The organism is Polaribacter sp. 11A2H (assembly GCF_011379025.1).
Lineage (GTDB): Bacteria > Bacteroidota > Bacteroidia > Flavobacteriales > Flavobacteriaceae > Polaribacter.
In genome coordinates this window covers 93,009-116,616 of record NZ_WTLD01000012.1, presented here as the reverse complement: position 1 = coordinate 116,616, position 23,608 = coordinate 93,009, and the positions used below count along the sequence as shown (strand labels likewise).

Annotated in this window: 21 protein-coding genes; 9 read left to right on the top strand and 12 right to left on the bottom strand. The window is 30.1% G+C overall.

Annotated elements, in window-relative coordinates; all coding sequences use genetic code 11:
* From GQS58_RS14240 to GQS58_RS14220, 5 genes are all read right to left on the bottom strand, one after another.
* Positions 1-152: GIY-YIG nuclease family protein (locus tag GQS58_RS14240; protein WP_166387063.1), on the bottom strand; the 152-nt coding region annotated here is incomplete at its 3' end.
* 281 nt (positions 153-433) lie between these two features.
* Positions 434-2,119, bottom strand: coding sequence for a single-stranded-DNA-specific exonuclease RecJ (recJ, locus tag GQS58_RS14235; RefSeq protein ID WP_166387061.1), 1,686 nt, complete (start codon positions 2,117-2,119; stop codon positions 434-436).
* A 14-nt stretch (positions 2,120-2,133) separates the two neighbouring features.
* A complete protein-coding gene (locus GQS58_RS14230) occupies positions 2,134-2,565 on the bottom strand; it encodes an OsmC family protein (RefSeq protein WP_166387059.1) in 432 nt (143 codons plus the stop codon).
* 134 nt (positions 2,566-2,699) lie between these two features.
* Complete coding sequence (locus GQS58_RS14225; RefSeq protein WP_166387057.1) at positions 2,700-3,725, bottom strand: aminotransferase class I/II-fold pyridoxal phosphate-dependent enzyme; 1,026 nt, start codon at positions 3,723-3,725, stop codon at positions 2,700-2,702.
* 2 nt (positions 3,726-3,727) lie between these two features.
* Positions 3,728-4,738: a dipeptide epimerase gene (locus GQS58_RS14220; RefSeq protein ID WP_166387055.1), complete on the bottom strand. Its 1,011-nt coding sequence runs from the start codon at positions 4,736-4,738 to the stop codon at positions 3,728-3,730.
* 68 nt (positions 4,739-4,806) lie between these two features.
* On the opposite strand from GQS58_RS14220, the gene GQS58_RS14215 reads away from it, so the two are divergent.
* Complete coding sequence (locus tag GQS58_RS14215; protein WP_166387053.1) at positions 4,807-5,397, top strand: carboxymuconolactone decarboxylase family protein; 591 nt, start codon at positions 4,807-4,809, stop codon at positions 5,395-5,397.
* A gap of 186 nt (positions 5,398-5,583) precedes the next feature.
* Positions 5,584-6,597, top strand: a complete 1,014-nt coding sequence (locus GQS58_RS14210) for a helix-turn-helix domain-containing protein (RefSeq protein ID WP_166387051.1) — start codon at positions 5,584-5,586, stop codon at positions 6,595-6,597.
* On the opposite strand, the gene GQS58_RS14205 is transcribed toward GQS58_RS14210, so the two are convergent.
* The 4 genes from GQS58_RS14205 to GQS58_RS14190 all read right to left on the bottom strand — a co-directional run bounded on the left by GQS58_RS14205 (position 6,565) and on the right by GQS58_RS14190 (position 9,878).
* Positions 6,565-7,137 (bottom strand): uracil-DNA glycosylase family protein, encoded by a 573-nt coding sequence (locus GQS58_RS14205; protein ID WP_166387049.1) that lies wholly within the window; start codon positions 7,135-7,137, stop codon positions 6,565-6,567. The genes GQS58_RS14210 and GQS58_RS14205 overlap by 33 nt on opposite strands.
* Positions 7,138-7,376: 239 nt before the next feature.
* The gene (locus GQS58_RS14200; protein WP_166387047.1) at positions 7,377-7,718 is read right to left on the bottom strand and encodes a HopJ type III effector protein; all 342 of its coding nucleotides are present in this window, start codon (positions 7,716-7,718) and stop codon (positions 7,377-7,379) included.
* Between the two features lie 151 nt (positions 7,719-7,869).
* Positions 7,870-8,541, bottom strand: a complete 672-nt coding sequence (rsmI, locus tag GQS58_RS14195) for a 16S rRNA (cytidine(1402)-2'-O)-methyltransferase (protein ID WP_166387045.1) — start codon at positions 8,539-8,541, stop codon at positions 7,870-7,872.
* A gap of 155 nt (positions 8,542-8,696) precedes the next feature.
* On the bottom strand, positions 8,697-9,878 hold the full coding sequence (locus GQS58_RS14190; RefSeq protein ID WP_166387043.1) for a hypothetical protein: 1,182 nt from the start codon (positions 9,876-9,878) through the stop codon (positions 8,697-8,699).
* 763 nt (positions 9,879-10,641) lie between these two features.
* Between GQS58_RS14190 and aspS the strand changes: the two genes are divergently transcribed.
* From aspS to GQS58_RS14160, 6 genes are read left to right on the top strand one after another with little or no spacing between them, the layout of a single operon-like run.
* Entirely contained in the window at positions 10,642-12,396 is a 1,755-nt protein-coding gene (gene aspS / locus GQS58_RS14185) for an aspartate--tRNA ligase (RefSeq protein WP_166387041.1), read from the top strand.
* Positions 12,397-12,443: 47 nt separating this feature from the next.
* Entirely contained in the window at positions 12,444-13,151 is a 708-nt protein-coding gene (locus GQS58_RS14180) for a DUF6503 family protein (RefSeq protein WP_166387039.1), read from the top strand.
* A 46-nt stretch (positions 13,152-13,197) separates the two neighbouring features.
* Entirely contained in the window at positions 13,198-15,669 is a 2,472-nt protein-coding gene (locus tag GQS58_RS14175; RefSeq protein WP_166387037.1) for a DUF2339 domain-containing protein, read from the top strand.
* Positions 15,638-16,882, top strand: a complete 1,245-nt coding sequence (locus tag GQS58_RS14170) for a hypothetical protein (protein WP_205860442.1) — start codon at positions 15,638-15,640, stop codon at positions 16,880-16,882. Before GQS58_RS14175 ends, GQS58_RS14170 begins: the two co-directional genes overlap by 32 nt.
* A 32-nt stretch (positions 16,883-16,914) precedes the next feature.
* The gene (locus GQS58_RS14165; RefSeq protein WP_218599697.1) at positions 16,915-18,699 is read left to right on the top strand and encodes a chloride channel protein; all 1,785 of its coding nucleotides are present in this window, start codon (positions 16,915-16,917) and stop codon (positions 18,697-18,699) included.
* A 41-nt stretch (positions 18,700-18,740) separates the two neighbouring features.
* Positions 18,741-19,337 carry a hypothetical protein gene (locus tag GQS58_RS14160; protein ID WP_240914630.1) on the top strand — a complete coding sequence of 199 codons (597 nt, stop codon included), beginning with the start codon at positions 18,741-18,743 and terminating at the stop codon, positions 19,335-19,337.
* Between the two features lie 192 nt (positions 19,338-19,529).
* On the opposite strand, the gene GQS58_RS14155 is transcribed toward GQS58_RS14160, so the two are convergent.
* Positions 19,530-20,063 (bottom strand): hypothetical protein, encoded by a 534-nt coding sequence (locus GQS58_RS14155; RefSeq protein WP_166387031.1) that lies wholly within the window; start codon positions 20,061-20,063, stop codon positions 19,530-19,532.
* A 4-nt stretch (positions 20,064-20,067) separates the two neighbouring features.
* Positions 20,068-21,045, bottom strand: a complete 978-nt coding sequence (gene glpQ, locus GQS58_RS14150; protein WP_166387029.1) for a glycerophosphodiester phosphodiesterase — start codon at positions 21,043-21,045, stop codon at positions 20,068-20,070.
* A 48-nt stretch (positions 21,046-21,093) separates the two neighbouring features.
* On the opposite strand from glpQ, the gene GQS58_RS14145 reads away from it, so the two are divergent.
* On the top strand, positions 21,094-21,333 hold the full coding sequence (locus GQS58_RS14145; protein WP_166387027.1) for a hypothetical protein: 240 nt from the start codon (positions 21,094-21,096) through the stop codon (positions 21,331-21,333).
* A gap of 236 nt (positions 21,334-21,569) precedes the next feature.
* Here GQS58_RS14145 and GQS58_RS14140 read toward each other — a convergent pair whose 3' ends face one another.
* A complete protein-coding gene (locus tag GQS58_RS14140) occupies positions 21,570-23,543 on the bottom strand; it encodes a YgiQ family radical SAM protein (protein ID WP_166387025.1) in 1,974 nt (657 codons plus the stop codon).
* Between the last annotated feature and the right edge of the window lie 65 nt (positions 23,544-23,608).

Genomic DNA, 23,608 nt, shown 5'->3' with positions numbered 1-23,608 from the left:
TAACAATTGTATTTTCCTGCAAATGATTTCTTTGCATTCTGACTATCAAAATAATGTTGGGAAATTCTTTTTTGAATATTGTTTGTAACTCCTATATATAAAACTGTTTTCTTTTCGTTTGTAATTATATAAATAAAGTATTGTTTAAACATTCTTAAATATAATCAATTATATTAAAAACTCAGAATGTCATTCCGAAATGAGGCCTTTTGCCGATTGAGGAATCTAAATTATAATTACGAAACCTCTAGATTCCACGTCGTTCCTACGTCTCTCTGTCGGAATGACATTTGTAACGATAAATTAAACTTAAAAACTCAAAATGTCATTCCGAAATGAGGCCTTTTGCCGATTGAGGAATCTAAATTACAATTACGAAAATTCTAGATTCCTCGTCGTTCCTGCGTCTCTCTTTCGGAATGACAATTGTTATCTACTTTAAGTCTTTCAATAACAATTGAATCGTTTTATTTCCGTTCCATACATTTTCATCTAAGCCATATACGATATCAAAATCGTTTTGCACAAACTCCATTTTATCACCTAAACCAAAACCAATGGAATTAAAAGTTCTTTTATTATCACCTTGAAAAACGTTCAGTTTTAAATGCGTTTTATCTGCACCAACTTGTTTTCCGTAACCATTATCTCTTACACAACTTGTTTTAAAAGTCGGTCGCATATTCATAGGACCAAACGGTGCCATTTGCTGAATAATTCTAAAAAACTTAGGTGTAATTTCTAACAAATCTATTTCTGCATCTATAGAAATCTCAGGAGTTAACAACTCTTTATCAATTGTAGCTTTTACAACTTCTTCAAATTTATTTTTGAAGTTCTCGTAGTTTTCAGGTGCTAAAGTTAAACCTGCGGCATATTTATGTCCGCCAAATTGTTCTATAAACTCTTCACAAGCATGCAATGCATTATAAACATCAAAACCTTTTACAGAGCGTGCAGAAGCCGCTAATTTATCGCCACTTTTGGTAAAAACTAAGGTAGGTCTATAATATTTTTCAATTAAACGAGAAGCAACAATACCAATAACTCCTTTATGCCAATCTTGTTGAAAAACCACAGAAGTAAAACGATCTTCCTCTTCATTGTCAATAATCTGAATTAAAGCTTGGTCTGTAATTTTCTTATCTAAATCTTTTCTATCTGCATTAAAAATTTCTATGGCAGCAGCAAACTCCACCGCCGAGTCAAAATCCATTTCTGTTAATAATTCTACCGCATAATTACCATGCTTCATTCTACCAGCTGCATTTATTCTTGGTGCAATGGTAAAAACAACATCGGTAATTGTTAATTCAGACTTTTTAGTTTGATGAATAATTGCCTTAATTCCGTTTCTTGGACTTTGGTTAATTACTTGTAAACCATGATACGCCAAAACTCTATTTTCGCCATTCATAGGTACAATATCTGCAGCAATTGCTGTAGCAACCAAATCTAAATACGGAACAAAATCTTCTATCGTTTGACCTCTAGAGCTTCCCAGAGCTTGAATTAACTTAAACCCAACTCCACAACCACAAAGCTCATCAAACGGATAAAAACAATCTTCTCTTTTTGCATTTAGAACGGCAACTGCCTTCGGTATTTCATCTCCCGGTTTATGGTGATCGCAAATAATAAAATCGACATTTTTCTCTGTAGCATACGCAACCTTGTCAATAGCTTTTATTCCGCAATCTAAGGCAATAATTAAAGAGAAATCATTGTCATGCGCAAAATCTATTCCCATATAAGAAACGCCATAACCTTCTGCATACCTATCTGGAATATAAGTTGCAATATTTGGATAAATCGTTTTTAAATAAGACGCAACCAAAGAAACAGCTGTTGTTCCATCTACATCATAATCACCAAAAACAAGAATATTTTCATTGTTAGCAATTGCCGTTTCAATTCTAGCAACTGCCAAATCCATATCTTTCATTAAAAAAGGATCGTGAATTTCATCTAAACTAGGGCGAAAATAATTTTTAGCTTCCTCAAATGTTTCGATACCTCTTTGACAAAGAATTGCTGCTATGGTTTTATCTACCTGAAGCTCTTTTGCTAATTTTTCTATTTTTTCCCTATCTGCTTTTGGTTTTAACGTCCATCTCATAGCTGGTTTATCACTTAATTTTCAATTTTATGTAAATGAATTTCAATTTCTACCTCAGCAAATTGACGAAACATTTCCATAACACCACAGTATTTTGTTACCGATAAATTTACAGCTTTCTGAATTTTTTCTGGCTTTAAGTCTGTATCAGTAAAATGATAATCTACTTTTACTTTCTTATAAAATTTTGGGTGTTCTTCTGTTAATTCTGCAGTAATATCAATTTTAAAATCGGCAACCTCAGCACGCATTTTTGCTAACAAAGACACTACATCTAAACCAGAACAACCAGCTAATGATGCTAACATTAAAGCTTTTGGTCTATACCCTTTTCCTTCTCCTCCACTTTCTTCTCCTGCATCCATCGTTAAATTTAATCCACTCGGATTATCAGATTCGAATTGCATGTTTTCTTTCCAGGTAGTTTTTACAATATTTGTAGCCATATTAGATTGTATTATTATCGTTTTTTTATAAATTGAAATAGTAAATTGTGCTTGTTCTTACAAAAATAAGAAAACCCTTATAAGTTAAGGGATAAATTGAATAAATCTATTGAACGTAAAATACAAGACTTCATTTAATTAAAAATGAAACTTTTACATAAAAAATCTAACTGTTCTTTAGTATGATTTGCATTGAGAACTATTCTATTAAATTTCTTACTACTTGTAGCATAATAAAAAGAAGTAATTAAAATATTTTTATCCCATAAAATTTGTGCTATTTTTTCATCAGAATGAAAGAAAACAGGATACGTTTTATCAATAGTAATGGCTGTATTATTTTTTAATTGATCAAACATATACTCCATATTACTTTTCAGCTTTACTAATTGCCTTTTATAAATTTCTTGAGCATTTATAAAAACCTCTAAAAAAGCAGGACTCATACCAGCAGCCCCAATAAAAAGATTGTCTTTTTTAATAAGATTGATAAAACTTAAATCTCCAGCAATTACACCGCCATTAATACCAAAAGCCTTCCCTAAAGAAGAAGTAATAATCACTTTTATATTTTTACTCTTTGGCACTAAATTAGAAATTCCGTTTCCGTTTTCTCCTAAAACTCCTAAACTGTGCGATTCATCTATAACCAAATAAATAGTATTAGAACTGTCAATTTCATTTAAAAAATCAAAAGAAAACGGCGTTGTTTCAAATGCTGCAATTCCATCTAAAACAATACTTATTTTTTTGTTTTTAATTGATTTTAAAGAAGGATGTAATTCTAAGTTATTAAAAATAGGTAACGAATTTTCCGGTAAAATTGCCGGATGCGTTTTAGGCATAAAATAAAAAACATCTACAAACGTGTCTATTTTTTTTATAGCAAATTGTCCAGCTAAAGTTCCTGAAGAAACAGTTACAGCTGTTTCTGTTTGTAAAAAATTAGCCAAATAAGTTTCACCTTTTTCATAAACAGCTAATTTTATATTTGCTCCTCTAGAACTTCCGTATGAAACTCCCCATTTCTGAATTGCTTTAAAAACTAATTCCTGAAATTCGGGTAAAGTAGCAACTCCTAAATAAGAAGTTCCACTAAAATACAAGTATTCTTTTTCGTTTAAAGAAGCTGTTGTAGTTGGTGCTTTTTCTAATTGCATATTTATAATAATGAAGCACCAGTTCCATTCTCATCAGCATAAGAAATTACACCATTGTGTATGGTAATTCCTTTGGCAATATCTTTTTTTAACAACAAACCACCATCCATATCTACATAATCTAAAAGCGGTAATAAATGTGCAATTGCAGAAATACCTACGGTAGATTCCGTCATGCAACCAACCATTGTTTTTAAACCTAACTCTTTTGCTTTTTCTAACATTCTTTTACCTGGTGTTAGTCCTCCACATTTTGTCAACTTTACATTTACACCATGAAACAAACCAAAACATTTTTCTACATCACTTTCTACAATACAACTTTCATCTGCTATGATTGGTAAAGCAGAATTTTTGAATAATATTTTAGCCCCTTCAATATCATTTGCTTTTAAAGGTTGCTCTAAAAACTCTACACCTAATTCTTTTAATTTAAAAGAGTTTTCTATTGCTTGATCTGCTGTCCAACCACAATTGGCGTCAATTCTAAAAATTGCATCAGAATGTTTTCTTAATTCAGTTACTATTTCAATATCATTTTTAGTCCCTAATTTTATTTTATAAATTGGCCAAGGAAGTTCTTTCATCTTCGCTACCATTTTTTCAACAGAATCGATACCAATAGTATAATCTGTCATTGGATTTTTACCGATATTTAAACCCCAAATTTCATATAACTTTTTGTTTTGTTTACGAGCGTACAAATCATTAAAAGCCATATCTAAAGCACATAATGCAAACATATTTTCAGCAAATAACGGTTGCAATTTTCGCCAAAAATCAGCAGGTTTCTCGCCTGACAAAGATTCAATAAAAGCCAAGTTTTCTTGAATAATAGCCTTCATATTTGTAACCGTAATATTATAATAAGGGTTTGAAGTTGCTTCACCAAAACCAGAAAAACCATCTGAAATTAACTCTACAACTAAACTTGGTTGAAAATCATGAGACTCTCTAGATATTGTAAATGTGTGTTTTAATTGAAGATTATAAGAATGCAGTTTTATTTTCATTTTTTTACCGTTATATTTATCGTAAAGTTATAAAATAGAATTCTATAAATAAATTTAAAATCATAAATATGCCATTAGTTACCCCATTATCTTCAGAACACGACATGGAAACAAAAGAATTAGCACTATTCTTTAATGAAACCTTAGGTTTTTGCCCTAATTCTGTTTTAACAATGCAACGCAGACCCGCAATTTCTAAAGCTTTCATAAACTTAAACAAAGCAGTTATGGCTAATGAAGGTAGAGTAACATCTGCATTAAAAAGAATGATTGCTTGGGTTTCTAGTAATGCTACGGGTTGTAGATATTGCCAAGCCCACGCCATTAGAGCAGCAGAACGTTATGGCGCAGAACAAGAACAATTAGATAATATTTGGGAATACAAAACACATGCTGCTTTTTCTGATGCAGAACGAGCTGCCTTAGATTTTTCATTAGCTGCCTCTATGGTCCCTAATGCTGTTGATACCAAAATTAAAAATGAGTTATATAAATATTGGGATGAAGGTGAAATAGTAGAAATGTTAGGTGTTATATCTCTTTTTGGATACTTAAATCGTTGGAATGATTCTATGGGAACAACACTAGAAAAAGATGCAATTGAAAGTGGAGATCAATATTTAGGAAAACATGGCTTTGAAGTAGGTAAACATCAATAAAAATAGTATATTTATTCTCAAAAAAATACCTCCTCATTTAGAATGAGAAGGTTAAAATAAATTATTAAGGTCCCCCAACCTCGTCAAATTTAACAATCAAAAATAATGAAATAAGATTACTCTAATATTGTATATTCTGCAAAATCTATTTTATTTTTTTGTATTATTTAAGTTTTAAATATCCCTATGAAAAAAGAACAAGAAAAATTATTTGACTTAATAAAACTAAAACTCCCCAAAAACGTTTCTTTTATAGACGAAATTTCGGATGTTTTAGATTTAAGTTATGATGCTGCTTACCGCAGAATTAAAGGAAAAACCCCCTTAAACCTAACAGAAACACTACAACTTTCTAACCATTACAATATTAGTTTAAACACATTATTGATTGAAACAAAAAATAATGCTCAAAAAATTGTTGTGGAAAAGACTCATCATATAATTTCAAATGATTTTTTACATGTCTTTTTTAAAGAAGCTGTAAAAGAAATTCAAAATTTATTAGAATCTAAAGAAGCGCTACTAATTAATTCACTTAAAGATTACCCTCTCTATCATGCGGGTAATAGTTATTTTGCTAAGTTTAGAATCTTCGCTTTAATAAATATGTCTACTAGCGATTCTAAGGTAAAAAAACTTCCTTTTTCTGAGTTTACTCCCTCTAAAGAAATTCTAAAAAATCATAATACTTTTTTAAGTAAATACAATAAGGTTGCTCTTATAGAAATTTGGAGTGACTCTACCATCGATAATATTTTAAATCAAATTCAATACTTTTTTGACGTTGGACTCACTACAAAAGAAGAATCTATAAAAATTGCGGATGGTTTAATAGACTCTCTGTTAATAATTGAAAAACAAGCAAAGAATCAAAAAAGAGACAAAAGCGAAAATAGTTATCATTTATACCATAACAACCTTGTTCCTCTATTAAACACGGTGCTTATGCAAACAAAAACTAATAAAAAAGTTTTTGTTCCTTATACCAATCTAAGTTACTTTAAGGTAAGTGATGAAAATACTACAAACCAAATTGAGCTACATTTAAAAACTCAATTAGAGTTTTCTAAAAACCTTTCTGGAGATGCTGCTGTAGATAGACAGAAATTCTTTAATACTCTTTCTCAAAAAATTGAAAATCGAAAAATAAAACTTTCTGCCACTTTTTTACATAATAATCTTTCTAACTCTGTTTTGTAAATTTGGAATTACATTTTTCTCAAACCAGGGGTTTTTAGTCAACCAAAAACGATTTCTGGGTGATGGATGCGGAAGTGTAAAATATTTAGGCAAATACTCTGGATAATTATCTACCGTTTCTGTAAGCGTACTTTTGGCTTTGTCTTTTAGGTAATAGTTTTGTGCATACATTCCTATTAAAATTATCATTTTTAAGTTTGGCATTAATTCAAATAACTGCTGATGCCATTGTGGAGCACATTCTTTTCGGGGCGGTTTATCACCACTTTTTCCTTTACCAGGATAACAAAACCCCATGGGCACAATTGCAAATTTTTCTACATCGTAAAAATCTTCATCAGAAACATTGAGCCACTTTCTTAATTGTTTTCCGCTTGCATCGTCCCAAGGAATTCCAGATTTATGAACCTTTGTTCCGGGTGCTTGACCAATAATTACAATTTTAGATTTTTTATGACCAGTAACCACAGGGTTAGCTCCTAAATCTAAATGTGGCTCACAAATTTTACATTGTTTTATTTCTGATAAAAGGTGTTGCATTTTCTAAAAACACAGTTTTTTTAACATACCAATAGGCGAAAGACAAAGAATCTCTCTTTTAAAGAAGATATAATTATTAATGAGATTTCTCAATCGCAAAAAAGCTCATTTCGAAATGACAAACTGAATGTAATTCTGAATGACAGAGGAAAAAGAATCTAAAACGTAACAATACTATGAGATTTCTCAATCGCAAAAAAGCTCATTTCGAAATGACTTTCGAACTCTAAAAAAAACTCTTACTTGACCTCTAAAGCTTCACTTTCAAAAGACAAACCATCGAAACCAAACTTCATAAAATTTCTGATATTTTGATGAGAGTCTCCGTTTACATCTTCTAAAACATTTTTATAATGTTCTCCAAAGCAAAATAACGTTTCTTCTTTTGTCATTTTTTGAGTTTTAGCAAATGCAAATAACTTACATGAACCAGAATTTTCTCCTGCCTTGTTTTTAATATCTCCGTTTGTAAAAGTAGATGGTGTAAAATTGTAGTTGTCTTCAATTACTTGCATGGTTTCTGCAAATAAGATTGAAGTTGGGTTTGCTTTTAGTTTTGTTATGAATTGTTGAATGATCATAATTTATATGTTTTTAAATAATATTTTGCTACTCTAAGCTAATAATAAAGAGGAATCTAACGAGAAACTTTTTAGGTTATGGATTTATCAATAAATGTTTAAAGACCTCACAGGTTTTAAAAACCTGTGAGGTCTAATATGGGTAAAGAAGTTACTTCTTCCCTTCTACAATTACAACAATTTCCCCTTTTGGTGGCTTATTTGTATAATGTGCTAAAACTTCTGTTGCAGTTCCTCTAATCGTTTCTTCAAACATTTTAGTGAGTTCTCTTGATACAGAGACTTGTCTGTCGGCACCAAAATATTCTACAAAATGCCCTAATGTTTTAATCAATTTATGCGGAGATTCGTAAAATATGATAGTTCTTGTTTCTTCTGCTAATAATAAAAAACGGGTTTGTCTTCCTTTTTTAACAGGTAAAAAACCTTCAAAAACAAACTTATCATTTGGCAAACCAGAGTTTACCAAAGCAGGTACAAATGCTGTTGCACCAGGTAAACAATCTACTTCTATATTATTTTCTACACAGGCTCTGGTTAATAAAAAACCAGGATCGGAAATTGCAGGTGTTCCTGCATCCGAAATTAAGGCACAGGTTTCTCCATTTTTAATTCTTTGTACAATTCCTTTTACAGACTTGTGCTCATTATGCATATGATGACTGTGCATTTGTGTTTCAATCTCAAAATGTTTTAAGAGTTTACCGCTTGTACGGGTATCTTCTGCTAAAATAAAATCTACTTCTTTTAGAATTCTAATGGCTCTAAAAGTCATGTCTTCTAAATTACCTATTGGTGTTGGGACTAAATATAATTTACTCATTTTTTGGATTTCAAGTTTCAAATTTAAGCTTTCAAGTTGGACTCAAAAACAAATAGTTGAATTTAAATAGAATTTACAAAAAATTTTATAATCACATTTTCCGTATATTTAATAAAACTAATTCAAACAATAAACAAAGAAACTATCTATTGCACTTACTTTAATGCTACCAACTCCAGTATTTGATAATCTAATTTATCAAAAACAGTTATGTTTTCTCTAATTACTTTGGCATAAACACCCGGTTTATCTATAATCATCCAATATTTAAATTTTACTTCTCCATAAAAACCTTCTACCACTTTGCATTCAAATTCGCCTGCGATTACTTTAATCGTCTCCGTTGTAATTACTCTAAACGGACCAAGTTTTTCTTGAGGAAAAAAATCATTACTCCTATTTAAAAGTCCTCCTTTAAAACTTTCAGAGCCTTTTAGAGTATCTTTTTCATTAATGACTAAATTATTTAGAGTGATACTTTTTCTTTCTTTATTTATGGTAATTTTAGTCAATAAAGTATCTATTTTAAAATCTGTTGTGTTTTGTATTAACCGGCTTTGTTTATACTTTAAATAGTTTACATGTTCTAGTTTTATTAATAAAGAATCAAAATCTGACCAAGGAGAATTTTCGTTAGGTCTTGCCGAAAAATTATCAATATTAAAAGTTAAACGCTCTAAAGTGGTAGATGAAACTTCTTTTTTAGCTATGATTTCTTTTCCATTTATATTTAGTACAAATGCTTTTTCTGATTGCTCTTTTAGCATACTTTTTCCATTTAATAATTTTGACTCACCTATAAAAATTATAGATTTTTCGTTAGAATTGTACATCCACGTTCCGTTAGTTGTAGATTTTATACCATCTCTTGAAGAAATTGTTGATATCGAAAAAGTATCTGGTAGTTCCATTTTTAGTAATTGAATACTATCAAAATCACTTTCTAATTGCCAAACTCCTTTTAATTTTGACATTTTATTTTCTTTCGCAATGTTATTTAGATCTAGTTTTAAATAGGTTGTTTTTATACCCTCTTTTTCTAATACCATTTCTTTATTAGTGCTACTTACTATTTCATTGACACCATTAAAATCTTTTTCAACATTAGATCTCATCTCTATTTCATTACCTCTACTATTATAACGCCAAGCAGCAATTAACACTCCTTTCATCATAACTCTTCCCCTATCAGAGAACTCAATAAGTTTAAATAAATGTTTAGTATTGGTTGATGACTCTACTTTAGTTATAAGCCAATTACCAACAATATTTGATTTTTGTGCGTTTATAGAATAACTGCACAGAATAATTAAAAATGTAATAACTAATTTTCTCATGAGATGCTATTTTTAAAGTGTTATACTTTCTTTTTTTTCCATTCAGACCTTCTTGTTCGTATTAGTAATCTCAATACATACGAAACATTTATTTTAGTCTGAAATTTTCATTTTTTTTAATCCATTAAGGTAATAATTATAAACCAAACCTTTACCATAATTCTATTAAAATCTTATTTTCAACACTTTACACCTCAGTTATCGAGTCTTTAATTACGTTAGTTTCTAAATTGAATTCTACTTCTTAAGGTTTCTTTTCTTATCAATATAATTTTTAATCTTACAAAACACATCGTCTGTATAATCGTTTTACCTATACATGTCGATGACATTTAAACACATAAAAAATGATGGCAAAGTTTTATATTCAATTGTTTCTATTGGAAGAAAAGCCTTCATCTAAGGATAATTTTATTTCCGCTACTTTTTATTAAATATTATAGATTTCTATTAGTAAAACGCTTTATTGACTATAAAAAAACACCGATATACTATCTATTTAATGAGCATTAGACGGATTTTGCGTTACCGATTGCAGTACTTCCACTACGCTCAGTATAAACTAATGTTTGAGCTCTTTTTTATTCTTTTTCGGAATAAAAAAAGCGAGTGCGGAAAGCGGGGCATTTCTCTTTAGAAATGAACGCCCAAAAAACTCATATTCAATAGAAAATGATTATTTTTGCAGCTTGAAAGATCCTGAAATAAATTCAGGATGACAGTTTTAAAGATTTCCGTTTTAGGAAGCTAATTTTAATAGAAAATGTATAGAAGTCATTCTTGTGGCGAGTTAAACGCATCGCATATAAATACAGAAGTTACCTTAGCGGGTTGGGTACAGAAAAGCCGTGATAAAGGCTTTATGATTTGGGTAGATTTACGTGATAGATACGGAATTACGCAATTAATGTTTGATGAAGAGCGTACGCCAAAGGAAATGATGGACAAAGCAAAATCTCTTGGTAGAGAATTTGTGATTCAGGTTACAGGAACCGTTATTGAGCGTGAGTCTAAAAACGATAAAATGGCTACTGGAGCTGTTGAATTGTTGGTTTCTAAATTAGAAATCTTAAATGCATCTATTACGCCACCTTTTACTATTGAAGATAAAACGGATGGTGGTGAAGATATTAGAATGAAATACAGATACTTAGACATTAGAAGAAATCCTGTTAAAGACAGTTTAATCTTTCGTCATAAAGTAGCAATGGAAGTGCGTAAATACTTGTCTGACCAAGAATTTATTGAAGTTGAAACGCCTTATTTAATAAAATCTACGCCAGAAGGTGCTAGAGATTTTGTGGTGCCTTCTCGTATGAATGAAGGTCAGTTTTATGCATTACCACAATCTCCACAAACCTTTAAACAATTGTTGATGGTTGGTGGAATGGATAAATATTTTCAGATTGTAAAATGCTTTAGAGATGAAGATTTACGTGCAGACAGACAGCCAGAATTTACACAGATTGACTGTGAAATGGCGTTTGTAGAGCAAGAAGATATTTTAAATATTTTTGAAGGGTTAACGCGTCACTTACTAAAAGAAGTAAATAATGTTGAGGTGGAGAAATTCCCAAGAATGTTATATGACGATGCAATGAAATTGTATGGAAATGACAAACCAGATATCCGTTTTGGAATGGAATTTGGCGAATTAAACGCAGTTACACAACATAAAGATTTTGGTGTTTTTAATAGCGCAGAATTGGTAGTTGGTATTGCTGTACCTGGTGGAAACGCATATACAAGAAAAGAAATAGACAATATTATTAAGTGGGTAAAACGTCCGCAAGTTGGTGCTTTAGGAATGATTTATGCGCGTGTAAACGAAGATGGATCTTTTAAATCTTCTGTAGATAAATTCTACGATCAAGAAGATTTAGCTAAATGGGCAGAAATTACGGGTGCAAAACCTGGTGATTTAGTGTGTGTTTTATCCGGTGAAACAAATAAAGTTAGAGCACAATTATCTGCTTTACGTATGGAATTGGCAACACGTTTAGGTTTGAGAGATCCTAAAGTATTTGCGCCGCTTTGGGTAATTGACTTTCCTTTATTAGAATTAGATGAAGAAACTGGGCATTACCACGCAATGCATCATCCGTTTACTTCGCCAAAACCAGGGCAAATGGAATTGTTAGACACAGACCCAGGAGCTGTGAAAGCAAATGCCTACGATTTGGTGTTAAACGGAAATGAAATTGGTGGTGGTTCTATTAGAATTCACGACAAGCAAATGCAAGCAACCATGTTGAAACATTTAGGTTTTTCTGAGGAAGATGCTAGAGCGCAGTTTGGTTTCTTAATGGATGCTTTTGAATACGGAGCGCCTCCTCACGGTGGATTGGCTTTTGGGTTGGACAGATTGGTTGCTATTTTAGGCGGACAAGAAACAATTAGAGATTTTATTGCATTCCCGAAAAATAATTCTGGACGTGATGTTATGATAGATGCACCTGCATTTATAGATGATGAACAGCTAAAAGAGCTTAGTCTTCGCTTAGATATAAAGGCATAAAATTTTTAAATCCCGCTTTTGCGGGATTTTTTATTACTTTTAAGATTATGAAAAACTTTCTTTGCTTTATCCTCTTTTTTAACTCTGTAGTTTCTTTTTCTCAAGAATTAACTGGTAATGAATTGTTAGAAAAATCAATTCAGTTTCATGACCCAAATAATAATTGGGCTACTTTTAATGGTGAATTATCTGTTATTATGGAAATTCCTAAGAAGTCTCCAAGAAAAAGTGTTATCAAAATTAATTTACCCGAAGAATATTTTTATGTAAAGGCAATTAGAGATACGATTACTACTGAATATACGGTAAAAAAAACCACTTCTAGCTTTACTTTTAATGGTGATAGCAATCCATCCGAAGAAACTAGAAAGAAATTTAATTTGAATGCCGAACGCGCAAACATGTATAAAAACTATTATACCTATTTGTATGGTTTACCTATGAAATTGAAAGATGAAGGAACAATTATTGATAAAAAAGTAGCACAAAAAATATTTAAAGGAAAAGACTATTTGGTTTTAAAAGCTACCTACAATAAAGAAGTTGGTAAAGATACTTGGTACTTTTACTTTGATCCAGAAACATATGCTATGGAAGTGTATCAGTTTTTTAAAGACACAAAAAATAGCGGAGAATACATTTTACTTTCTGGTTTAGAAACTATAAATGGAGTGAAAATGCCAAAAAATAGAGCTTGGTACTATAATAAAGATAATGGTTATTTAGGAACCGATATTTTATCTTCACAAAAATAAATGCAAGACATTACTTTATTCTAATAATAAAAAAAAGTTCTTAAGTATGGAAGTAGTATTACTCATTTTTATCATTATTTATCTACTAATTACAAACAAAAATATTAGTTCTAAATTGAAAGATTTACAGACTTCTGTTTTTCAATTAGATGATAAATTACGAGACTTACAACAAAAATCAACTTCTAAAGAAGAAATATTAAAAACAAAAAGCGAACCTGTTTCTCAAAAAGAAACGAAACCTTTAACTAAAACAGAACCAATAGTTATTGCAAAAGAAGAGCCTATTATTTTTGTTTCTGACATACCTGAAGTAGTAAAACCAATCCTTAATACGGATACTAAAGTAACACCAATAATTGCTGATAAAAAAACAATTTTTAAAGAAGAGGAAAAGAAAGAAAAAGCGATTCCTAAAAAATCTTGGATAGCAGCTTTTAAAGAAAAAAACCCAGATTTAGAGAAGTTTATTGGAGAGAACTTAATTAACAAAATAGGAGTTTTAATTCTTGTTTTAGGAATTAGTTTCTTTGTGAAATTTGCTATTGATAAAGATTGGATTAACGAACCTGCAAGAGTAGGAATTGGTGTTTTATGTGGTTCTCTAATAATGATGATTGCTCATAAATTAAAGAAAAATTACGCTTCCTTTAGCTCTGTTTTAGTAGCCGGAGCCATTAGTGTTTTTTACCTTACTATCTATATTGCTTTTCATGAATATCAATTATTTAGCCAGACAGTTGCTTTTTCTATTATGGCAGTAATAACGGCTTTTAGTGCCTTGGTTTCCGTTTCTTACAACAGACAAGAATTGGCTATTTTATCTTTAATTGGTGGTTTTGCAGCTCCTTTTATGTTAAGTACTGGCGAAGGAAATTATGTGGTATTATTTAGTTACATTGCTATTTTAAATTTAGGAATCCTTGCCATCTCATACTTTAAAAAATGGAAAATAGCAACGATTGTAGATTTTGCTTTTACCATTATTCTATTTGGTGGTTGGTGTCTATTAAATATAGATAAAGATAGTTTTGAGCATAATGGTGCTTTAACTTTTGCTACCATTTTTTACTTTATTTTTAGTCTTACTATTGTTTTAAATAACTTAAAAAATAAAGGTGTATTTTCTAAAATTGAATATTTTATTTTAATAGCAAACACGTTTGTTTTCTTCGGAATTGGCATGGTAATTCTTAAAGATTTGGAATCTAATTTTACAGGATTATTCACATTGTTATTGGCGGTTTATAATGTAGCTTATGCAACTATCTTATACAAGAAATTTGGATTAGACAAAAACGCCATTTACATTCTAATAGGTTTGGCTTTAACCTTTGTTACGTTAACCATTCCTATTCAATTTAAAGGAAACCAGATAACTCTTTTCTGGGCTGCAGAAGTAGTTTTACTATTTTGGTTGTCTAAAAAATCTAAAATTGAATCTTTTAAACTAGGTGCCATCATAGTACAAGTTTTATCTATTATTAGCTTACTGTTAGATTGGGAATTGTACGCGTATTCAGAAGAATTATCGGTAATTTTTAATCCGTTATTTATTGCTGGTTTAGGAGTAAGTATTTCTCTATTGGTAACCTATTGGTTATTAAAAAAAGAAGGAAATATGGTCACTAAATATTTTACATTAAGTATAAAGGTTTACAGAACCATTGTTTTAATTGCATTTGTATTAGTCGCTTATTTTACTGGTGCTTTAGAAACGGATTATCAGGCACATCAATTTTTAGAGAACACTGCCTCGTCCCTATCTTTTCCTGTTACGTATCATTTTGTATTTATTGCAATTTTATTATTCTTTACAGAAAAATTGAAGCATAAAAATATAGAAAAAGTAGTTTTATTAATCAGTTGTATTTCAATTTTCGCTTATATAGGGTACTTCTATAAATTGCCTACAAATGAAATTGCAGAAAACTTAGCATTATCAATACATAGTAATTATGCATTCTATTTTCATTATATAATTTTAGCATGTCTTATTTATTTTGGATTTCAATTATTTAAAAAGACCACGACTCTTTTTAATATAAAACCGAAACAAAGTAAATGGCTGCCTTGGGTATTTGTCTTTGCTATTGTTTATACATTAAGTAACGAAGTGATGGTACATGGAGTTCATTTTTCTGATAATTCTTCCATTGTTTCCGAATTAGCTGCACAAACAAATGATTACTCAAAATACGATCTTATAGAAAATAAAATAGACGCAGTACAAGACCAAATAATTAAAATTGGGTATCCTATTTTATGGGGAATTTTCTCTTTTATATTTTTAATTATAGGTATTAAAAAACAGTGGAAAAACTTACGAATTATTGCACTTTCTTTATTAGGAATAACCATTATAAAACTATTTGCATACGATATTAAAAATGCTTCCGAAACAGGGAAAATAGTCGCCTTTATGTTATTAGGTGTTTTAATATTGATTATTTCGTTTGTGTATCAGAAAATTAAAAAATTAGTAAATGACAAAACTCAAGAAGATGAAGAAATATAGCTTTTTAATCGTTTTTTTTATCGGACTAACTTGTTTTAGTCAAAATTATAAAGGCTCTTTAAATAGTGTAGAAAAAGAGGGTTTACATAAAATAATGTTGACTCCAGAAATTAGGTCTGCAAGTAAAGATAATTTTAATTTTATCAGAATAAAAGATAGCGCAAACAAAGAAGTGCCTTATGTTTTAAAATATCATTCAGATCAATTATTTTCTACTTTTGTGCCGATAAAAATTTTATCAAACAAAAGAATTAAAGATTCTATTACTGCTGTTATTATAGAAAATAAAGCAACTGAAAAACTAACAAGTCTTATTTTAAAAATTGCAAATGCAGATATTTCTAAAAGATATCACCTTCTAGGAAGTAATGATGCTAAAAATTGGTTTGGTATTACCGCTAACAATATTCTTTCTCTTAATAATTCTGCTCAAAAATCATCTGTAGAAAAAAGAATAAATTTTCCAACAACTACGTATCAATTTTTAAAAATAGAATTTAATGATAAAAATTCTTTACCAATAAATATTTTGGATGCTGGTAAATATATCAACAACTATTTTTCTGAAGATCCAATAACCATCAAAGACTATAAACAAGAAATTACGGAATTAAAAGACAGCAAAATAACTCAAATTAAATTTATTGCTAATAATTCTCATCAAATTAACAGTATTTCTTTTGATGTAAACACTGCTTTTTTTCTACGTAATTCAAAGCTAATTATAAATAAAGAACGTAAGATAAAAAAAAGAGTAGAAACTTATCAGCAAGTAGTTGCTAACTTTCAGTTAAGTTCTAAAATAGAAAATACTTTTTTCTTAAATAATTTAAATGAAAAAGAATTTATTATAGAAATCGAAAACAAAGACAATCCTAGTTTAAAAATAACAAACATTACCTTATTACAAAAACCAGTTTATATTATATCTAATTTAAAAAAGAAGCAGCAATATCAATTAATAATAGATACTACTTTTTCTAAACCTTCTTATGATTTAGGTAATTTTATATCAGAAAAAACATCAATTATAGAAGAAGAAGTATCCGTAAATAATTTTATTAAAACGAAAGCAATACCTGTAATTATAAAAGAGAAACCTTTTTGGGAAACAGCTGTTTTTATGTGGGTTTGTATTATTTTTGTAGGCGTATTAATAACCTACTTTGCGTTAGACTTATTGAAGGATGTAAAGCATCAAGAAAAAAAATAATTTTATACTATAATTTCTTATCGATAAAACAAGTGCCAACAACAAAAAAAATATACAGAAAAATATTAATTTGGAGATATAAATACATCTCTGAAAAACAATTTATACACATACTTAGCATCCTTGTTGGTTTTTTAGCCGGTTTTGGAGCTGTTATTTTAAAAAATTTAACACACTTTTTTCAACATCTTTTAGAAGGAAATTTAGTAAGAGATTATTACCATGCTTTTTACTTTGTTTTCCCTATTATTGGTTTAACAATTGTATACTTTATTATAAAATATGTAATTAGAAACAAAGTAAGTCACGGTATTCCTTCTACGCTATATGCTATTTCTAAGAGAAAAGGAATTATGAAACGCTTTCAAATGTTTGGTTCTATTTTAACAGCTCCTATTACTGTTGGTTTTGGTGGTTCTGTTGGACTAGAAGGACCTACTGTTGCAACAGGTGCGGCAATTAGTTCTAATGTTGCCAGATTATTTCATTTAAACCAAACATCAAGAACTTTATTAATTGGTTGTGCTTCTGCTGGTGCCCTTTCTGCTATTTTTAAAGCACCTATTGCTGCTATTATTTTTGCTATAGAGGTTTTTAGTTTAGACTTAACAATTGCTTCTATGATGCCTTTACTTTTGGCTTCTTTATCTGCAATTATTACTTCTAGATTCTTTTTTGGGTCAGATGTCTTACTTCCGTTTAAAATAGAAGATGCTTTTACCATAAACAACATTCCTTTTTACCTTATTTTGGCTACTGCAACCGGTTTAGGTTCTATCTATTTTACAGAGGTTTATGATAGAATTCAGAACCTTTTTGATAAAATAGATTCTCCAATAAAACGCTTATTAGTTGGTGGTATTGGTTTAGGGGGATTAATTTTTTTAATTCCGCCTTTATATGGAGAAGGCTTTGAAGTCATTAATAATTTAATTGCGGGTAACCCAGAAGAAGCTCTAAAAAACAACTTTATGAACTTAGATTTATCTAATGTTTGGGTTGTTATTATGTTATTAATTGGCTTAGTTTTATTTAAAGTGATTGCAAGTGCTTTAACATTTGGAGCTGGTGGAGTTGGTGGTATTTTTGCACCTACTTTATTTATGGGAAGTCTTTTAGGAAATTGTGTTGCTAAAATAATTAATACAACTGGCCTGTCTAGTGTTTCTGAAAGCAATTTTACTTTAGTAGGAATGGCTGGTTTAATGGCCGGAGTACTACACGCCCCCTTAACGGCAATCTTTTTAATTGCTGAATTAACCGGTGGTTATGAACTTTTTATTCCGTTAATGTTAACAGCTACAATTTCTTACCTGATCGCTAAATTTGTACATCCGTATTCTGTGTATGCAATGCAATTAGGTAGAAAAGGAGAATTAATTACACATAACAAAGACCATGCTGTATTAACGTTAATGGATATTGATAGAGTTATTGAAAATAATTTTGTACCTGTTTATTCAGATATGGATTTAGAAAGTATGATTAAACAAGCAGTTGTAAAATCTAACAGAAATATTTTTCCGGTGATAAGTAAAAATACCAATAAACTAACTGGTATTATTTTTCTAGATGATTTAAGACCAATTATGTTTGACCAAACCTTATATAAAACAATTTTTGCAAGAGATATTATGCAACATCCACCAGAAATAATTATAATAGGTCTTGATAAAATGACTGATATTATGAGGAAATTTAAAGAAAGCGGAGCTTGGAATTTACCTGTTGTTAAAGAAGGAAAATACATTGGTTTTATCTCAAAATCTAAATTATTAACAGCTTATAGAAATAAGCTAATTGAAGTTACAGCATAAAGCTATAGAAGAAAATGAGGAGAAATAGTTTTTCAACAAATATGAGAATAAAATCTACCAAAGAGTTAGAATCAATTCTCGAAGAAAAAGATATATATACAGAAGAAGCCTTACAAGCCGTTACTTGGGAATTAGAAGATAGAAACATATTAGAAAAACCAATCGTAGTTATAGATGATACGTCTACAGAAAACACCCTATCTGAAACGCCAATTTATAAAGAAAAAATAGAAAGTAATAAAAGTCCTTTTGAAGAACTAGAAGTACCTCTTTTATATTCTAAAAATGCCATACTAGGTTTTACCATTTTCTTTTCCACCATATTTGGTGCTGTTTTATTGATGCAAAACTTAAAAGAAATGAACAAACCAAAAGTAAGGAATCAAGTACTTATTTTTGGAATATTATATACCATTTGCTCTACCATCCTTTTAAACTATTTACCCAAATCTTTTTTTACAACTTTAATATTGAATATTATTGGGTATACCGTATTGTCTGAATATTTTTGGAATACCCATTTAGGAAAAAATTTAGTCCATAAAAATAAACAAATATGGAAAATATTAGGTATTTCAATACTTATTGTATTTGCCCTTATTTTCTTTCTTTTTTTAACTCAAAATTTAGAGCAATAGTTTTTACACCTATATAATTCTTGCTTTTTGTGGCACAATATATCTAGGCAAAAAACATATAGAAGAATTTTGAATTCAGTATACAGTTGCTGTTATAAACTACATAAAAGACTTAGAAGATTCTATAAAAAAATAGCGGAGAATACTTGGGTTTACTATCAAGAAAATTTGCACTAAAAAAAACTATAAAAACTAACTCCAAGGTTCTTCATTAGGCTCTAATTGCTTCTGACTAGGCATAATTCTTTTAGAGTCTTGTTCTGTTTCTCCTATTTTTAAACAAGAAAATAACAAGAAACAAACCGCTAAATCATTTTTATCTAAAAGTTGTAATTTAAAACCATCTTTAAAATCATTATCTGAAAAAGATTCATCTATTTCTGCAATTTTTTCTCCGTTTTTTAGAATAGATATTTTCTTTTTAAAATGGATATTCGTTTCATAAGTAACCTCATCAACATCTATAGAAAAGATGGTTTTTCTATTATTCTGAGAAATTAATTCGGTTAAAACGTCCTGACTATTCTTTATGGTAAACACCATTTTCCATTTCCAAAATTGAAATTGTTTGGTAATCTTATAAATTATTTTATCGTCTAAATTAAAAACCTCAGAACCAAATTTCCCAAAATCCATAAACCACTTAGAAGTGTATAATTTTTCTTCAGATGAAAAAAGATCTAAAGTATTATTAAAGTGTTTTATTTTATATAAATGAGTATTCATTAAATTACTTTCTTTTAAAAAAATTGACAATCAAATCTGGAAAATCTGTAAAAGCACCATCAATATCGGCTTCTATTAAGAGGGTTTCCATCATTTCTTCAAAGGTAGTGAACTCATCTAAAGAATCTGCTCTAAAAGTATAAGGATGCACTTTTAACCCCAATTTATGCGCATCGGAAACTAACGTGGTAAACTGCCACTTCTCTCCTACTTTTTTATCTAGTATTTGCTTATACCAAGGACCTATTCCGTCTGCATAGCTTGCAAAATGAGCCAATTGTTTTGTTTCTTCTTCAAACTCAATTAACTGCACCAAAAATAAGTCAGATTTTAATTCCTTTCTAATTCTCTCTAACTCTGCTGCATCAAAACATTGTAAAACACAATTGTCTTTTTTAGTTTTGTAACCGTAATCAGCTAGAATTTCTAAAACAATTTCAGTTATCTTTCTTCCTTCTTTTTTATGAAAAGCTGGATCTTTAATTTCTGGATAAATCCCTATATTTTTTCCTGTAGACTTATTTAAGCCTTGTATCAATTCTATTTCTTCTTTAAAAGAATGCAGTTTAAAATTTCCTTTTCCCTTCGGATAACGTTTTGGGTAAAACTGTTCGCCTGTTTCGGGATTAAAACGCTCCGTTACTTTTAGCGTTTGTAATTCATTAAAAGTAAAATCGATTACATAAAAACGATTGTCTTTTCTTTTTCTATCCGGAAACATTAGCGCAACATTTGTTACATCATCTAAATAAATATCATGAATTACAATAGGCACATTGTCTTTACTTAACACCAAATCTTGCTCAATAAAATGAGGATTCATAGCGTACGCCATCGCTTTAGCTTCCATGGTATGTTCTGGCAGATAACCAGAAGCACCTCTGTGAGCAATCACAATTTTACTGTTCATATTCGTGTTTTTTTTAGATGGATTGCAAGAAATAAGTAGCAAACCAATCAAAAATAATGAAATTGAGTTCATTTCTATTAAAATTAGAAATTAAAGATATAACTTTTGTAATTTTGCAAGATGAAGTTAACGTTAAAAATAATGTTTGCTATCTTTTTAATTTGGATGGCAATTGGAATGTACCTTATAAATACAAGTCACGAAAAAGCACAAATTGTAATGGGTTTAGGTGTCTTTTACTTTTCTTTTCTATTTATGCCTTTCTTTATTTACTATAGATACAGAGATGGAAAATACAAGAAATATATTTTAAATGATGAAAAATTAAAGGCTGCTTTTAAAGATTTTGGAAAGGATTAATTAGTTCTCTTTTTTTAATAATTTACCGCTATATAATAATGAATGCGTTAAAAAAAACAGCATCAGTATTTACACGATCGAGACGCTCGAGTTAGCAAAAATAGACAAGACATAAACACTAGCGCAAGCGTCTCACTCTTACCATAATACGTGAATTTCAAAAAATAATATCATAAAAAAAAGTCTGGTTTTTAATAAAACCAGACTTTTTTATGTAGTATAAAGTTCTATAAGAATTACCTTCTTCTCTTTTTAGAAGAAGTTGTTCTTGTAGCTTTTTTCTTTCTCTTATTAAAAGGAACCGGAACAGCATCATCAAAAGTATTCTTTACTTCTTTGGCGCTTTTGTTCTTTTTCCAAGAATTATTTTCTGGTAATAATTTCTGTAATAAATCTTGTCTTCCAACTTTGTTCAACGTGTTTTTAATCCAATCTTTATTTTCTTTCTTGTACCAAAAGAAAAATTTATGTTGGTCATCACGTTCCTTTTTAGTCTTCGGCGTTTTAGTTGGTTTTAAAGTATACGGGTGATATCCTGAATAATAAATTACCGTTGCAACCGTCATTGGTGTTGGTGTAAAACCTTGTACTTGCTCTAACTGAAAGCCCATATCTTTGGTCTCTGCAGCTAAGTTTGCCATGTCTTCTACCTCACTTGCTGGGTGACTAGAAATAAAATACGGAATTAATTGTAAGTTTAATTTCTTCTTAATATTTATCTTATCAAAACGTTCTTTAAACATATGAAAATATTTAAAAGACGGTTTACGCATCAATTTTAAAACCGGGTCAGAAGTATGTTCTGGCGCTACTTTTAATCGACCAGAAACATGCTTTGTCATTACTTCTTCTGTATACGCATCCAATTCTTTTGGGTCAGCGTTTTTATTGAATTCTGGCACCAACATATCATGTCTAATTCCACTTCCAATAAAAGATTTTTTAATCTTCGGATGCTTATCAACTGCTTGATATAATTCTGTTAAAGGCTTGTGAGACGTATCTAAATTAGAACAAATTACAGGCGAAATACAACTCGGCGCAACACATTTGTCGCAAATAGATTGTACTTTCCCTTTCATCTGATACATATTTGCAGAAGGCCCACCAATATCAGATAAATACCCTTTAAAGTCTGGCATATTTGCCACTTTATCAATTTCTCTTAAAACAGATTCCTGACTTCTACTTGCTATAAACTTTCCTTGGTGTGCAGAAATTGTACAAAAACTACAACCACCAAAACATCCTCTGTGAATGTTAATAGAAAATTTTATCATTTCAAACGCAGGTATTGGTCCACGTTTGTCATATTTTGGGTGCGGTAAACGTGTATAAGGCAAATCGAAAGAACCATCAATTTCCTTTTCTGTCATTGTTGGGTAAGGCGGATTAATCACCAAAGTATTCTCACCAACTTTTTGTAAAACCCTACGCGCTTTTAATTTATTAGACTCCTGCTCTATTACTTTAAAGTTAGAAGCAAATGTCTTTTTATCCTTTAAACAAGCCTCATGAGAATTAATAGTAACATCTTCCCAACCGTTAACAACAGGTAATTTCTCTACCTTTTCGTTAACGTAAATAGCCGTTTGTTTAATGTTTTTTAAACTAGAAAACGGAACTCCTTTTTGCAATAATTCTACAATTTCTCGCAAAGGCTGCTCTCCCATTCCATACACCAACATATCTGCTTTAGAAGTCTCTAAAATACCAGGCAATAACTTGTCAGACCAATAATCATAATGCGTTACACGTCTTAAAGAAGCTTCAATACCACCAATTAAAACAGGTACATCCGGAAACTTATCCTTTAAAATCTTAGAATAAACAGACGTTGCATAATCTGGTCTAAACCCTTTATCACCATTTGGCGTATACGCATCTTTGTCTCTACTACGCTTACTTGCCGTGTAATTAGAAACCATCGGATCCATACAACCACCAGTAACTCCAAAAAATAAACGAGGCCTTCCTAGTTTTTCAAAATCTTGTAAATTATCATTTACACTTGGTTGCGGCACAATTGCCACACGCAAGCCATAACTCTCTAAAATACGACCGATTACTGCAGGTCCAAATGATGGATGATCCACATAAGCGTCTCCACTAAATAAAATAACGTCTAGTTCATCCCAACCACGAATTTTCACTTCCTTGTTTGTAGTTGGTAACCAATCTGTTAACTGATGTCTTTTAGGTTCTTGCATAGTTTGCAAAAATACAAGAAATTTTATTGAATAAACACTTATTTTTCAAATCTCTCTTAGAATAG